12 protein-coding genes are annotated in these 15,538 nt (G+C 60.0%); 5 read left to right on the plus strand and 7 right to left on the minus strand.

Translation table 11 applies throughout. The features are described 5' to 3' along the window. Positions 1-3: 3 nt before the first annotated feature. Positions 4-624, minus strand: coding sequence for a GDSL-type esterase/lipase family protein (locus AC1DXO_RS02350; RefSeq protein WP_476976475.1), 621 nt, complete (start codon positions 622-624; stop codon positions 4-6). Then, positions 624-1,430: a histidine phosphotransferase ChpT gene (gene chpT / locus AC1DXO_RS02355; RefSeq protein WP_476976476.1), complete on the minus strand. Its 807-nt coding sequence runs from the start codon at positions 1,428-1,430 to the stop codon at positions 624-626. The genes AC1DXO_RS02350 and chpT overlap by 1 nt, the downstream gene beginning before the upstream one ends. Before the next feature lie 191 nt (positions 1,431-1,621). On the opposite strand from chpT, the gene cysK reads away from it, so the two are divergent. From cysK to mopJ, 5 genes are all read left to right on the plus strand, one after another. Continuing rightward, on the plus strand, positions 1,622-2,614 hold the full coding sequence (cysK, locus tag AC1DXO_RS02360; protein ID WP_476976477.1) for a cysteine synthase A: 993 nt from the start codon (positions 1,622-1,624) through the stop codon (positions 2,612-2,614). Positions 2,615-2,885: 271 nt separating this feature from the next. Further along, complete coding sequence (locus AC1DXO_RS02365; protein WP_476976478.1) at positions 2,886-3,293, plus strand: nuclear transport factor 2 family protein; 408 nt, start codon at positions 2,886-2,888, stop codon at positions 3,291-3,293. Between the two features lie 166 nt (positions 3,294-3,459). Continuing rightward, the gene (locus tag AC1DXO_RS02370) at positions 3,460-4,653 is read left to right on the plus strand and encodes a DUF2336 domain-containing protein (RefSeq protein ID WP_476976730.1); all 1,194 of its coding nucleotides are present in this window, start codon (positions 3,460-3,462) and stop codon (positions 4,651-4,653) included. 133 nt (positions 4,654-4,786) lie between these two features. Next, on the plus strand, positions 4,787-5,215 hold the full coding sequence (locus AC1DXO_RS02375) for a Ros/MucR family transcriptional regulator (protein WP_476976479.1): 429 nt from the start codon (positions 4,787-4,789) through the stop codon (positions 5,213-5,215). Between the two features lie 457 nt (positions 5,216-5,672). Then, the gene (gene mopJ / locus AC1DXO_RS02380) at positions 5,673-6,182 is read left to right on the plus strand and encodes a motility/cell cycle regulatory protein MopJ (protein ID WP_476976480.1); all 510 of its coding nucleotides are present in this window, start codon (positions 5,673-5,675) and stop codon (positions 6,180-6,182) included. A 221-nt stretch (positions 6,183-6,403) separates the two neighbouring features. On the opposite strand, the gene AC1DXO_RS02385 is transcribed toward mopJ, so the two are convergent. The 5 genes from AC1DXO_RS02385 to AC1DXO_RS02405 form a co-directional block, all read right to left on the minus strand. Then, positions 6,404-6,817 (minus strand): SufE family protein, encoded by a 414-nt coding sequence (locus tag AC1DXO_RS02385; RefSeq protein ID WP_476976481.1) that lies wholly within the window; start codon positions 6,815-6,817, stop codon positions 6,404-6,406. A 43-nt stretch (positions 6,818-6,860) separates the two neighbouring features. Further along, complete coding sequence (locus tag AC1DXO_RS02390; protein ID WP_476976482.1) at positions 6,861-7,700, minus strand: hypothetical protein; 840 nt, start codon at positions 7,698-7,700, stop codon at positions 6,861-6,863. A 74-nt stretch (positions 7,701-7,774) separates the two neighbouring features. Beyond that, entirely contained in the window at positions 7,775-9,484 is a 1,710-nt protein-coding gene (locus tag AC1DXO_RS02395; protein WP_476976483.1) for a GSCFA domain-containing protein, read from the minus strand. 126 nt (positions 9,485-9,610) lie between these two features. Continuing rightward, positions 9,611-13,771: a glycosyltransferase gene (locus AC1DXO_RS02400; protein WP_476976484.1), complete on the minus strand. Its 4,161-nt coding sequence runs from the start codon at positions 13,769-13,771 to the stop codon at positions 9,611-9,613. Between the two features lie 164 nt (positions 13,772-13,935). Further along, positions 13,936-15,537, minus strand: a complete 1,602-nt coding sequence (locus AC1DXO_RS02405) for a tetratricopeptide repeat protein (protein WP_476976485.1) — start codon at positions 15,535-15,537, stop codon at positions 13,936-13,938. Between the last annotated feature and the right edge of the window lies 1 nt (position 15,538).

The following is a 15,538-nucleotide window of genomic DNA, read 5'->3' on the forward strand; positions in this document are numbered from 1 at the left end:
CTGTCAGGTGATATTGCCGCGGATCGCCGCCAAGGCAGGGACCAACAGGCTTTGCCAGACGCGATAACCCGCGTTGTTCAGGTGGACGCCGTCCGGAAACAGGTCCGGACGGGCGCGATTGTCACCGTTGACGAAGGCTGGATAGAGGTCGAGCCAGCTGTAGCCGGCGCTCAGAGACTTAACGGTATCGCACAGAGCCCGGTTAACCGGCTGGACCACGGCGCTATTGATATTGGCGTCCCCCGTCGGCAGGACCGAATTTACCAGGATATGGGCATTGGGCCGCAGGGCGTGCAGCCGGGAGATAACCGCCAACTGACCCTGGCCGATCGAAGCGACGGCGGTCGAGCGTGGGTCCCACAGGTGATTGGTACCGATCATCAGGCTGATGATATCGGGCTGGACCGCCGGATCGTCGAGCTGGCCATAACCTCCGCGGCTGCGGTCCAACAGGCGGAACAGGACGTCTTCCGTGCGATCGCCGGCAATGCCGAGGTTCAGGGCATAGGTGTCGCTGCCCGGCCGACCGAACAGGTCGTCATACTCAGCTTCGTTCTGCCACCATTGGGTAATCGAATCCCCGACCAGGACAAGTCTGATCCTGTCGGGTTCCACGCCGTTCATCAGGCCGGCAGGTAAATATCGAAGAACAGGGCGTCGATCTCGCTGCGGAAATCGAGGGTACCCTTGGCTTCCTTGACCGTGGCATACAGCCAGTGCGGCTGGATCCACTGGCCGTTCAGTCCATCACCCAGCGCCAGGCCCTTCAGGCCTTCGATGGCTTCCGGCTTCAGGCGGGCGCGGGGGCCGCGCGATTCGGAGGTCAGGCGAATGCCGTCTTCGCTGAATTGCGCTTCGATACGCGCCGTGCCGCCGGTGGGCAGCGCATTGCCGGCGATCAGGCCGAGATTGAGCAGGGCGCGTGCAGCGGCCTTGGGGAAGATCTGCTTGTCATCGACGGCAAAATCCAGCTGCGCGCGCATGGTCGAAAAGACGTCGCCCAGAATCTTCTTCAACTGCCATCCGGCAAAGGCTTCGGCCGAGTTGGACGCACCGAACGCCACGCGGGCGAAATGGACCAGGGTGACCATCTTCTTGGCGGAGGCGGCGATCAGGTTCAGCGCTTCCTGGCGCATGTCCTGGGCGGATGGATCGTCGAGCAGGTCGAGGCCCGACATGATCGCGCCGGCCGGACTGATAAAGTCGTGACACAGCTTGGCGACCATCTGGGTGGCGAGGTCGTGCGGGTTGGTAGCGGGGAGTTTCGGCTCGACGGCCTCGGGTTCACTGACTTCGGATACTACCGCGGATTCAGGCGCGCTGTCGCCGATGGCGGTCGTGACATCGGCGCCGATCATCGTATCAGGTTTCGGCCCGTCGGTCGCCGCCGAGGCTGATACTGTGCCGAGCGAGGTCGTGTAATCGTCCATGGAGCCAGATCCGTCTGCTTTGGAGTTTAGATTTACTCACAACAAATGTGAGGTGATTTGCCTTAACTGCAAAGCCAAGACGCTATAAGATGTTTAAATAAGTTCTTAACGAGGCATTAAAAATCGCACAGGCGTTGCCTCGCTGGTTCAAGCGTCACCCCAACATTCCCTGAAATTTCCGGAGACCCGACATGGCTGCCGACAATCCTCAAACCAACGCGACCGCCGCGCGCTTCTCCCGTGCCGGCCGTGGCAAGATCTTCGATTCGATCCTCGACACCATGGGCGACACACCGCTGATTCGCCTGCCGCGCCTTTCGGCCGCCTATGGCGCCAAGGCGACCGTCCTGGCCAAGCTCGAATTCTTCAACCCGATGGCCTCGGTCAAGGACCGCATCGGTATTTCCATGGTCGAATACCTGGAAGGCAAGGGCCTGCTGCAGGCAGGCGGCACCATTATCGAGCCGACCTCTGGCAATACCGGCATCGCCCTGGCCTTTGTCGCCGCCGCCAAGGGCTACAAGCTGATCCTGGTCATGCCGGAATCGATGTCGATCGAACGCCGCAAGATGCTGGTCCTGCTGGGCGCCAAGCTGGAACTGACACCGGCTGAAAAGGGCATGCGCGGCGCCGTCAACCGCGCCCAGGAACTGCTCGCCGAAACGCCGGGCGCCGTCATGCCGCAGCAGTTCGAGAACGAAGCCAATCCCTTCATTCACCGCATTACCACGGGTCCGGAAATCTGGAACGATACCAACGGCGCCGTCGATATCGTCGTGTCCGGAGTCGGCACCGGTGGCTCGATCACCGGCATCGGCCAGGTGCTGAAGGAAAAGAAGGCGTCGGTGAAGATGATCGCCATCGAACCCGAAGCCTCGCCCATCCTGTCGGGTGGCGAGCCCGGTCCGCACAAGATCCAGGGCATCGGCGCCGGCTTCGTGCCGGGTATCCTCGATCGCAGCATCATCGACGGCGTCGAGACGGTGTCGAATGACGCGGCCTTTGCCATGGCGCGTAAATCGGCTCAGATTGAAGGGCTGCCGGTCGGCATCTCCTCAGGGGCGGCGCTGGAAGTCGCGTTCCGCCTGGCGGCGCGCGATGAAAACGCCGGCAAGACCATCGTGGCCATCATCCCGAGCTTCGCGGAAAGGTACCTCTCAACTGCCCTCTTCGACGGGCTTTAACATCCGTGTCCATGGTCGATTAGTGCGTCGGCATCGCTGGCAGGTACTTAGGTGTACCTGCTGGCGCTCGCCTCCTGCTACTCGACTCATGGCCCCGGCGTTAAAGCGCATCTGTTGTTAAAGAGCAGGCGGCGCTTGCCGGCTATTATTCGACTCAAAACTCTTGCTTGCAACGCGACGGCACAAAGAGACGTAAGAGAAGAAAGCGTCGCCGTGATCCGTTTTTAGTCTCCCTGCGTATATCTGCGCAAAACAACTCAGGGAGACTGACATGACCAATATAGAAACCGCGCAAGCCATGTACGAAGCGTTCGGTCGGGGCGATGTGCCGGGCATCATGGCCCACATGGCCGACGATATCGCCTTCGATGACTGGACCGGTAACAGCGCCGTCGACAATGGCAATCTCGACTATATGACGCCGCGCACCGGCAAGACGGGCGCTGCAGCCTTTTTCGAAGCCCTGCAGGGTGTCGAATTTCTCGACTTTCGCGTCATCAACCTGATGGCCGGCGGAAATCAGGTGGCCGCGACCGTTGCCCTGGAAACGCGTGTAAAGAAGACAGGCAAGGGGGTTCGCGACGACATGATTCACCTGTGGACCTTTGATGCGCAGGGCCGGGCGACCCGTTTCCTGCATTATCTCGATACCGCCAAGCACATCGCGGCGAACACCTGAATTTTCAGATGCTTAGGGCTTACACAAAAGATTAACGGATGATGGTCATCATGGCCGCATGTCGAGTTCTGCCCTGCCGTCACGCCCTGAGGCCGACCCCTATGTTCCGGGCGGCACATCGTCCGTCTCCGATCCATCCGGTTCGGACGGTATCGGCGTTGACGGCATGGGTGGTGACGCCCAGCCAAAGTTCCAGGCCCGCCATGTCCTGATGCGCCGCCTGGCCGATGTGGTCTGCCTGCCGGAAAGCCGAATCAATGCCTTCGAACGCGCCGTCACCGCCGACCTTCTGGTCGAGATGCTGCGCGAATCCGATATCGAAGACCGGGTACGGGTCGCCAAACGGCTGAGTATACTCGCCGAGGTGCCCAATTCACTGGTCCGCCTGCTGATCATCGACGACATCGAAGTCGCCAAGCCGCTGATCGAGACCTGCGATGCACTCAATGACGGCGACCTGTTCTTCTGCGCGCGCCACGGCAAGACGGCACATCGCCTGTTGCTGGCGGCGCGCAAGAATCTGTCAGGTATTGTCTCCGAAGCCCTGATCAATACCGAAAGCATGACGGTCATAGAAACCGTCCTGCGCAATCTGCGTGCCCCCCTGTCGCAGACGGCGATCGAATCGGTCGTGGCCATGAGCCAGAACGAAACCTCACTGATCCCTCTGATCATGAAGCGGCCCGAACTGCGGCCCTCCTCGGCCTATATCCTGTTCTGGTGGGCGGAATCGGATATCCGCCGTCAGATCCTCAGCCGCTTCGGTGTCAATCGCGAAGTCATGCAGGACATGGCGGCCGACGTTTTCGCCATGGCCGCCGCCGAAAAGTGGCAGGACGCCATGTCGCGCAAGGCCCTGCAGTTCATCGAGCGCCGCCAGCGTAACCGCGAAGCTCTGAAAAAGAGCCCCTACAAGTCCCTGGAAGCCGCCATAGCCGAGGCGGCTCAGCAAGGCATGACACGCAAGATGGCCGAGGAAATCGCCTATCTGTCGGGTATCAAACCCTCGACCGGCGCCAAGCTGCTGCGCGATCGTGGCGGTGAGGGGCTGGCTGTGCTGTGCAAGGCGACCGGTCTGACGAAACGCGCCTTGCGAGCCCTGTGGAAAGCCCTGCGACGGCCGATGCGCGGACCGGACGGCCTGACGCACCCCCATCTCGCCGAAGTCCTGATCACCTACGACCTGCTGGCCGTCGATCGCGCCCAGACCGTATTGCGCTACTGGAACTGGTCGCTTTCGTCCGCCCTGACCCATGTCATGCTGCGTGCCCTGTCGAGCGGGGAAGAAATGACCCTGGAAGGCTTGAGTGTCCCGCAGCGTGCAGCGATGCTGGCTTTCGCACAAGATTTAAAGTCCTGATTGCGCACAATTCGCCTTTGGCAAGTAATTCAGCAACGTCTCATTGACGGTACTGCGTTTTTTTTAACTTTTGGACTTGAATAATTGTTGTGCCTGAATTAGGTAAAGCGCATTGTTTTTATGGGATAGTGTAATGGAAAACAAAACCGATACCTTGGACATGACGGCGGATATCGTTTCCGCCTTTGTCGGTAATAATTCAGTTCCGGCCAGTGAACTGCCGTCGCTGATTCAAAGCGTATTTGCGGCATTGAACTCTATATCGAACGGTGAGGAAACCAAGGTCGAAGCACCTAAGGAGCCGGCTGTTTCGGTCAAGAAGTCTATTTCCAGCGACTTTATTGTCTGCCTGGAAGACGGCCGCAAGTTCAAGTCGTTGAAGCGCCACCTGCGCACCAAGTACGGCATGAGCCCGGAAGACTATCGCGCCAAGTGGAACCTGCCGAAGGACTATCCGATGGTCGCGCCGAACTACGCCAAGGCCCGCTCGGACCTGGCGAAGCAGATGGGCCTGGGCCAGGGTGGCCGTCAGGTTCCGCGCAAGACCCGCGGCAAGGCATAAGCCTTTCTGTACTGCGATATTTGAAGGCCCCGCGTGTTTATCGCGGGGCCTTTTTCGTGCCTTACGCGGGTTTCTTGCCTTGCGCGGGGTGCGGAATCCGGAGCGCAATCCGATAAACGGGGCCGCCCATGCGGTGGTTGCCACCGCATGGGCGGCCCCGTTTTCGGTTAAATTGCGCGACAAAACAAAAAGCTAGAGCGAAATGACGATTCTGCTTACGTCGTTTCGCTCTAGCAGAAAAATGGTGATACATTTCGCAAAACGCGGGAGGAATAAGGCCGCGTTAACCCTTTTTCGCTTGCCAAGGATTCACCAGTTAAGAGAAGGTGAATTCGGGTGATTCGCGCGTGCGCCAGCCTGTTTTATTGTCATAATGCAAGTGTTCACGCGTTGTTCTCATTTTGCGGACACGTCCGTATCGAGTTTTTAGTTAACAGGGGCGCATGTTCTTTTACTGATGGCTGGTTTAGCTTCCGAAATGTTGGCGGGTCTGCGCTCCCATGAGGATATCTTTCGCTACTGGAAGAGTCTGCGTAAACGCGGCAAGTTGCCATCGCGCGCCGACCTCGACCCGGCCGCCATCAAACGCCGTCTGCCGACAATTAGCCTGATCGATGTTCTGGATGGCCAGCCGCATAATCTTGCCTCGGCCTTCCGTCAGCGCCTGGCCGGGACCGAACTGTTTGCCGCCTATGGCGAGGAAATCACCGGCCGGACTCTGGATCACATCTATACCGAACCCGAGGCCCTGTACTGGGCGGAAAACCTGACCTTCGTGGTCGAGCAGAAAAAGCCCAATGTCGGCCTGCATTCCATGGCCTGGCGCGGCGCCCGGGGGCTGAGCCTGTTCTGGTTGCGCCTGCCCCTGGCCAGCGACGGCGTCAATGTCGACATGATCCTGGGGCACGACGCGCTGATCGGCAAGCTCGATATGTCGCATGCGTCCGGGATTAAAGCGGCCTCCTGAAGAACGGGCCGAAGTCTCTAAGGTTTTTTACACAGATGTCACCGATGTCACAGATGATTTCAGGTTATCCTGACCAGATTTGACATGATTGGCGCTTCGCGCCGATTATAGAAGTTTGGAATACTCTGGCAGTCGAATACCCGGAAATCATCTGTGACATCGGTGACATCTGTGTAAAATAAGACGGCCGGTACCACAAAAGCCATCGTTGCCGAAAAATCCTAAACTACTGCTTTTTTCAAACGTTCGACCATCGATATCAGGCCGTTGGTTCGCTGTGATGACAGGGCTTCGTCAAGGCCCAACTGATGCAGGGTGTCGCGGATGGAAAAATTCTGGATCTCGCCATAGGGCAGGCCGTCGAGCAGGCGCACCAGGATGGCGATCAGGCCCTTGACGATGAAGGCGTCCGACTCGCCGCGAAACCGCAGGATGCCGGCAGGCGCCGGATCCACGACCAGCCAGACCTGCGAGGCGCAGCCCAGGACACGCGTCGCGTCGCTGCGCTCCTCGGCCTTCAGCGGCGGCATATCCTTGCCCAGGTCGATGATGTAGCGGTAACGCTCTTCCCAGTCGTCGAACAGTTCGAACTCTTCGAGCAGGGTATTCAGACGGTTTTGAAAATCAGCGGACATGGCGGGCTTATAGGCCGAACCCATCATCAAGCTCAAGCCGGTTTCAGATCAGGCGGGCCCGGGTACTTGAGACCGACTGCCCCATGATCGACGTGCAAGCCTGCAGAATTCTGTCGCCGGCATTTTCATTGAAGTCGTCCAGATAGTGAGAACTGTCCTTCAGGGCCTTCTCAACACCAAATTCCTTGATCAGAAGCGTTGGATCAAAGAACTGAACACCGGTCATTTCAAACGCGACCTCGTTGAGCGCTTCTCGTATGAGGGCACGCTGACGGATAGCGCCGGTAGCAAAAGGTTCGATTTCAACGAAATGGCCAACAAGCAGAGTCGGCTTGCCAATTTCCAGGATAATCTGGGAAACAGCGTCCTTAAATTCTTCCTTGGTATAGTTCAGAAACTGGCCCTTTTCGATGATATCGGAAAGTATTGGGTCCAGGTTTCTTATTTTTTCCAGAAGGGCAGGCTCGGGAATTTTGTTTTTGAACGCCGCAAGGTGAGGATCTTCGGTAATACCGATACTCTTTAACCTGCCGCTCAACCTGTTTATTTGCAGATACCAGTCGGAATACCGGATGTATCGCATCGCGGAAAGTTCCAGCACCAGAACGTCAATATCGGAAAACCGGCTGTCGACCAGGTCCTCGTCACCCGCCAGCTCATCCGGCTCTTCCAGGCTTAACAGCTCAGGGAAATCAACGGGATAATCAACTTTGCGGCGAAGAATTGAGAGAGATTGCAAAATTTCATGGGGCGTATGCATAAAGCCAAACGCCTTGTCTGCCTTTCGATCCAGCCGGCCTGCACGCTCAGCGACCTGAATGGGCTTATGCACTCTGCACGTACCGATGACGCCGATCTTAGGCTTAGGCAAATTTCTACTCATTTTCCAATTCCGAATACCATCGGAGCATAGTCCACGTATCCGCCGTCAGCAAGAATGAACTGCCGCGTCAGATTTTACGCGCCCGCTACCTCCGTCGCGCGACCTCGCTTTTTCGTCTTGCCCTTGGAAGGTGGCGGTACATCGTTTACCGCGCCCAACAGCTCCGTCAAACGCCGCAAGCGCGTCTCCTCTCCCGCGTTCGCAGGCTCCAGTCCTTTCAGCAGGTCCCGTGCCTCCTGCGGACGCCGTTGCAGGACATACAGATCAGCCAGTTCGAGTAGCGCAAGATTGGTCGGCCCGCGGTCCATTGAGATGAGGAAATAGCGAATCGCCGTCTCGGGATCGCCCCTGTCGCGGAAGAAGCGCGCACCCAGCAGATAGGCCTGTGACTTACGAACCGGCACATGTGTGGTGATGCTGCTGAGGATCGACACCACGATTTCCGGGTTGCCGGTACTCAAGGCCGCCCTGTAGATCGCATCCCACAGACCTACCGCCTTGACCCGCTTGCCACCGAGCAGTTCGACCTTCTTCAGCGCTTCGGAAACGCGGTCCAGGGCGAGCAGGGCTTCGCACTCCAGCGCGATGATCGCAATATCGCCCGACTCCTGGTGGAGGCATGTGACGTCCAGCGCGGCTGCCGCATTTCCGGAATCGAGCAGAAAACGCGCGTGTTCGACGGCAAAAGCCACCGAGCTTTCCGACCAGACGCCATGTTCGCTGAAGAAACCGGCCGCGCTATTTCCACCGCGCGCGCGCGCCGACTGCGCCTTGACGATGGCGACAGCTTCGCCGCCGGCGGCGATCGACTCCCTGTCATCGTCCGGCGCCGAGCCGACAAACGCGTCGACCATCCGCCCGACATTGATCCGGACGATGGCGTCCGAGACATGGATCAAATCATCCAGCCAGGCCTTCTTCCGGTCACTCATCGTGACGGATTCGTAGCTCGGATAATAGCAAACGAAAGGAAACCGGGCGACGACCGCTTCGGCGGCCGTGCGCAGGGCAGATTTGGAATAGCAGTTTGCCACCATCACGTCCTCAGGCCGCTGCGTTACCTGCAACGGCACCGGTGACACGGTGAGAATGACCTGCAGATCCTCCCGGCCCCTCTCTTTCAGCAACACAAGCGTGTCCGCCAGGAACTTGTATATCTCTTCATACGACAGGACGTGCAGTTCGTAGCGATCCGGAAAGGCCTTCAGCGTCGAAGGGCGCGGGCTGACGTTCAGATGGTAGCCGCTGACCTTGTCGAACCACACTTCGGCAAGACCGAGGGTCATGATAACGACCCGGCATTTCAGCGCCGACGCATAGGACGCGGTAATGGCTGCACGTCGCGACAGAACGACATCCCTGGGTTCAGGCCTCAGGCTGGGCGACACATGCTGGTCGGCAAACTTGCCGGGCATGACCTCGATAATATGATGGTCCGGTTCAAACTCTTGTGCGCCGAAGGCCCAGGCAAATTCGTTGTAGATCGATGGCGTGCCGTAGTTGTTGATGATGCCCACTTCACGGTTGGCGAATTCCGGTTGGGAGAATACGCCACGTGCCGGCATTTCGAAACCGCGCCGCGCCAGTTCCGTTTCGACATTGCGCGCGAAACACGAACCCACGGTGAAGATCGCTTCGCCCGGCTGCAGCGTAAAGGGCACCTTGAAGCTCGGCAAGGCAATGGGTTCAACCCTGTTAGGGCTGCCGCGATCGCCCCATTCGCCGTTCGGATTATTCTTTCTGTTTTCGACGGCCTGCGCGGCTGGAATGCGTATGAGTGGCATATCAAAAACCTCTTCCTAGAGCGCAATCCGATAAACGGGGCCGCCCGTGCGGTGGATGCCACCGCACGGGCGGCCCCGTTTTCGTTTAAATTGCGCGACAAAACAAAAAGTAGCGCAGCCAGGATATTACGCCAGGCCGTGAACATCCAACAGTAGCGCAACCGCGGCCTTCTTGCCAAAACGATTGATCACAAATTCCGGAGCAAGCGCGACAGCGGTTTCCCGCCACTGTTTATCGCTGACAGCGCGAAGGACATGTTCGGCGTAAACGGAGGCCGGCGCGTCTGCCGGTACCAGCAGGCTCGTAACGCCTTCCTGCATCGTATCCCGCGCGCCGCCGACATCCGACGAGACCGTTGGCACAGCGAAATGCTGCGCCTCGATAAGAACGTTCGGCAAGCCTTCGCGTTCCGACGTCAGCAGCAACACATCCATGATGCGGTACCAATTGGCGACATCCGCTACCGCGCCAGGCATATGAAGCCGGTCGCTGAAGCCGTGCGTCTCGGCGTATTGCCGGACTCTGGCGCCATATTCGGCATGGTCGCCGGCCATGATGAAATGCGCGTCCGGCCGTTGCTCAAGCACGAGACGCGCGATCTCGACCCACAGCATAGGTCGCTTGACCCCGACGATTCTGAACACGCCGCCGATGACCGGGGCGTCGTGCGGAATCTTCAGGTTGTCGCGCAGGTCCAGGTCCGACTGGATATTGGCGTCCAGGCTGTCGAAATCCATCGCATTGTGGACGATGCGGAAGCGCGCACGATCCTCCCATTGCGTCCATTCGATATCGGATTCCATACCGGCGCCGGAATTATTGACCATGGTCACGTTCGAATGCGCGAACAGCCGGCGATAGGTGTGACGCATCGGACGATTGGCGTTTTCTTCCTGTAGCCGGTTCAGGCCCCAGGTCCCGCGCGCCAGTGAACCTCTGTGCAGCAGGAACCGCGGAACGCCGGCCAGCAAACACGCGATCCCGGCGATAAACAGATCCTGGCGCAGCTGCACGGCCGCCGGCTTATATTTGAGGAGCAGCGCCGTAACCCTGACGAGCTCTTCCCGCATCGACGGCGACAGCAGTTCAATAGCGTCCCGTAGCCGCGTCCGACCGTGGAGTTGCGGCAGGGCCTTGTCGATATCCATACGTTCCGACCAGGCTTCGCCGTAAACGCACAGTTCGACCGGCAGAGCCTTGACGTCCGGCAGGAAAAAGCCGTTGCGGCCCGTTACCGAGCGCACGGCCATGGTTTGCTTCTTGATGCGGCTGTCTTCGGACATGGCCTGAAGAATGTTGACAGCCTGGCGCTCACTGCCCCCCTGGGCAAGCGTGCTGGAAACCGTCAGCACGTGGCCGGGCTCCGGCTCGTAGCCGAGCGGCTTCGCGGTGGCTTCATCAACGATGATATCCAGCAGGCATTCCGGAAAATGTTCAGCCTCGCAGAAGGCTTCCACGCGTTCCAGCGTTGCCATCCGACGGCCGTAGTGCGCGTCGAAGTCCTTGGCGGTACGCTTTCCAAGCGCGCGCCTGGCGTCGCCAAACTGCTGGAATCTCAAATGCAGCAGGGCGCGTTCGGCGGCGAGATCCAGTTGCAGCGCCGACAGGTCCGTCGGACAGGCCTCGGCAAGCGCCAGCCGGCGATGCGCCTCGATATCATCGATGGCGCACGACAGGAGCATCGCATCGCACCAATGTGCCAGCGCATTGCCGGGTTCCGCGGCTCCGAATATCGCGTGCTCCGACGTGAAATGGCTATAGGTCTTAGCCTCTAGCTGGCTGGAGACAATGAGGCGGGCGGCCTTGATGAAGGCGTGCTGGCCATCGATGTCCAAAGCTCCCAGCGGGGCGAACGCCTTCAGCGTCTCATAGCCGGTCACGGCAAGTTGTTGCACCCGCCCGAGCGCGTAAAGCGTCGTCAGCGTGCCGAACTGTGCCGCGCGGGGGTCGGCAACTTCCGACCAGATGTCCAGGGCGTCTTCCTCGAAGCCGTGTTCGAGTAGCAGCGTGCTCGCGCTGCGTGCCGCGGACAGGCCTCCGGCCTGTGCCGCGCTGATGCAGAATTCCTTGACGGCATCCAAAGCGCCGGCTTTCTGCGCCACCTTGGCAGCCTCAAGCCAGTGCGATGCTGACAACTGGTCGCTTGCCAGCGACCAGTAGATGTCGATCGCCAGGTCACTGCGGAACAGCGACACGTAATGCTGGGCAAGCGAATGCGCCAGATGCGGGGCCTGCTGGATGATGGAGGTGAGCTCTTCGGGCACGGCATTACCCGGAAGCTTGTGCAGTTCGGCGGACAGAAAATCGGCAAACGCAGCTTCAATCTGTGCCCGGACGCCGTAATCGCCGTTGTAGCGCAGCAATTGCAGAATGCCGTCGAGCTTTTCATGCGGCGAACGGGCACGCCTCAGCGCGTCGAGTGCACCGGCGATTTCCTTCCAGTCGGAGGAAGCCTTGTCCGTTGCAGCCTGCCCGCCTGTTCCCGGACCCGCTTGTTCATACTTCGCCGTTCCGTCACGGCGAAGCGCGGCGGCGCGCCGGATTATTGGCGCCTCGGTCACAGTATGGGGGGATTGCGCTTCATCGGCGCCGTTGCCGGTGTGGGTCGCCATAGCGTTGCCGCGCATACCGCGGCGAGGCCTGGTCGGGGTCCCCACCGTCTCAGGGGCCACGTCTGAAAGCGAAATGCTCTCTCCGTCAGCGCCATGCCCATAGGCCGTTCCCCTGCCGGGCCGCACGCCGCGCCGGCGACTGCCCTCGGTCCCTTGCGCCTCGGCGGCCATTTCCGATAGCGGATTGTAGTCACCGATGGCGCCTTGCCCGTACGCCATCGCCCGGTCTATGCGCACGGCACGGCGGCGGCGGCTTGTGGTCGAATCCTGCGAAGGCAGTTCGCCTGTTTCGACCGATGGATCCCAGGCTTCGGCGGTTTGCCCGATCTCGGTCGCGGCATCGCGTTGCAAACCCCGACGACGCCGGATCGCCTGTATCTCGGGAGACATATCGCCCACCGTGACACCAGAGAGGCCGACGGAGGCCATGGGAGCTGCGACGGTTCGCGCTTCCGACCAGTGCGAAATCGTGTCTCTGACCCTTAACAATAAAGGTGTTGCGCCCACCGCCGCCTCGATCCGCGCAAGACTGTCCGCTTCCCGTGAGCCCGATTCCGCATCCAGTGTCTGGGCGATCCGATTGAGTTCCGCGTTGGCGGCGTCATCGAGCAGACCCGAGACATCCGCATTGGCGTCAAGACTGCGGGCCAACATGCCCAGGCGTAACGCCTCGTCCGCCCGCCCGACCTTGAGCCAGCTTCCGCCCAATCTGAGACAGGTGTCGACTGATTCAGGCGCCCATGCCTCGACCTGGCGCAGCATGGGCGCAGCCACTTCGCCTTCGTCGTGTTCGATGCTGTTTTCCGCCAGGGTCATAAGCACGCGTGTCGACGATGCAACGCCCGCAGGGTGCAGGCTGGCCCATTGGAACAGGTCCGCCAATGCGTCGCACGCCCACAGTGCGGTAGCGACCTTCGACCAGTTCTCCTTGGTCGGCGTCCGGCCCATGAGCACGCGCAAATACCTGCCAAGATAGGCGTCGCGTTCCATCGCCCTCAGGTTACGGAAAAGGCGACGGTTTTCGTTGATCTTCAGGTCTGTCAGTTTGCGCACGCGGCGCAGAACAGAGATGGCCTGTGACCGTTCGCCCACGATTTGCAACGGAATTTCCAGGCGGCGCAGGGCCGCAATAGCATCGGCTTTCGTTGGCGCGGCCGCAAGGGCCTTCCTGAAGGCGTCTATGGCGACGCGCCAGTCGCGCTGGTCGGCCGCAGTACTGCCCAGCTCCATGAAACGCGTGAAGTCGGATGTCTGCCGCTCTTCGGCCGCAATCCTGGCGGCTTCCAGGGCGGCGCTTAAATCCTTCACCCTTTGCAGAGTCTCGGGCTCTGTGATGTCGATCTCGAAAATGCGCCGCAGGATAATCCCGGCAGCCTCAAGTTCGCCGCGCTCGAGCGAATTTGAGGCGTAATCCAGCAGCGCACGACTGGATTTAGCGGCGCCCTGCGGGTTAAGGGGCGCCCAGGCGAAAAGATCGTCCCATTGTTCCGCCGCCCAAAAAAAGATTGCGACCTTCGCCCAATTCTGCTTGGTCGACTCGATGCGGCGAAGATAACCCACGTAACGCTCGATAAGGCGCGCCTTGCCGATCTGCTGGGTGTGCACGACGAGGCGACGATATTCAGCCGGCTTCAGGCCCTCGCGTTTACGCAGGACACGCAACGCCAACACCATGCCGTCCTTGTCACGGCGCTGGGAAAATGTCGCAATGGCCTCGCGCAGGACGCGGGCAGCCTCGGCCGGCGAAGCTGCCCCGTCCAGTGCGGCGCCACAAAGGCGGCGCAAGTCCCGCATGGGGGACGGCGTTGCAGTTTGGTCCAGATTTACGATTAACTCGTTCACGTCTCAAGCTTTGCGACGGCAGCCCTTATCTTTGGAATGCCCTCATCGTTGGGATCGCGTTTCTCGGCTTCTTTCAAGGCATCGCGCGCCCTGTCCGGCTGCTTCAAGCCGACGTAGCAACGGGCCAGACCCAGCCAGGGCGTGATATCTTCCGCTTCGGCGGCTAGCCGCGTCCAAACGGGGATGCAGTCCGCGTACCGTTTCAACTTCATGGCCGATTTGGCATAAAGCGTGGCGGCGTTGATGTTGTCAGGCAGAATGGGGAGGGCGATGTCGCCGTCACGGACAACCTCTTCATACTGCTGGTTCTTGTAGGCGTTACGCATGGAAACAAAGAGGTATTTTCCAGCCTGTGCCAACCGCCGCTGGGCGTCCGCATACTGTTCTGCATCCTCCGGTATCAAGCGGAGAAGCTGCACAGCCTCGATATTGCGTTGTTCCAGGACGAGATCGCGAGCGGCATGCACTAAACGCGACAGCAGCTTATGATAGGTGCGCGCCGGGTATTTGGACTCAGGGAACCGCGTCAAGGCTTCTTTGGCGGCGTTCACAGCCCTGCCAGGGTCATTCGCCAACTCGGCAATCCGCGAAAGCGTCAGCAGCGACTCCACATCGGCTTCGACCGACACCACTTCCTGCCACAGGTGCATCGCCTCGGCATACTTGCCCTCTTTCTCGGCAATGGTCGCGAGCAGCCGGGTCGTACGTCCGGGCAAGACCTTCATCGCGAACAGGGCCCCGGCGATCTGCCGTGCCGGCCTGAACTCACCGGACGTCGCTTTTGCGGTTGCCATGTCATAGGCACGCTGCAGACTACGACTCATGCCCGAAGAGATGACCACGTCGTCAGGAACGAGAAGACTGGCAGCAGCATAACATCTGTACGCCTCCAGGGGCTGGCCACTCCGCTCGTGGTGAACACCATCGCGGACGAGTGCATCGGAAAGCGCGTGGCCATCCTCGGAAAGCGGCTCATCGGGGGCGTGAAGCGCCGACATGAGAGACGCTGCATGCGCCAGGGCGCCAAGTTTCAGAAAATTGGCAAGTTCCTGCTCGAGGAACTCACGGCTTTCCGGGACCAGCTCCAGGTACAGATCACGACCTTCGGCGATAACGCCGACCGTCGATGAAAGTCGGGCTGCCAGCAGAAGAGCCTCTGACTCCTCCTGTCCCAACTGCCGCAGTCGCTGCTCAAGGGTGACCAGGGCAACATAGTCTTCGACAGCGGACAGGGCAGTCACCAGTTCGCCCATGACATCGAGGGCGTTCGGCTGCAGATTCAGGACGGCCTGCCAGGCGCTTGCCGCTTCCGGCCACTCGCCACGCCGTGTATGCGCCGCCGCCAGGGCTCGCAAGGCTTCATTATGCTGCGGTGTGCTTGCCAGCACCCGGCGGGCGCCGGTCACGACATCCTGCCAGCGCTCAAGCCGAACCGCCAGCCGGGTCTGCCACAGCGCGACATCGCTCGACATCGGGTCCATACCGGCGGCGTCGCTCAGCAACTGATCGCACGTCTTGTAATCGCGAGCGCTGTACGCCCGGCTCGCCAGCCGCAGAGCTTCGTCTACTGTGCCAGCCTCATTGAGGGTGTCTGCCATT

This window comes from Asticcacaulis sp. P2_C5, assembly GCF_056404555.1.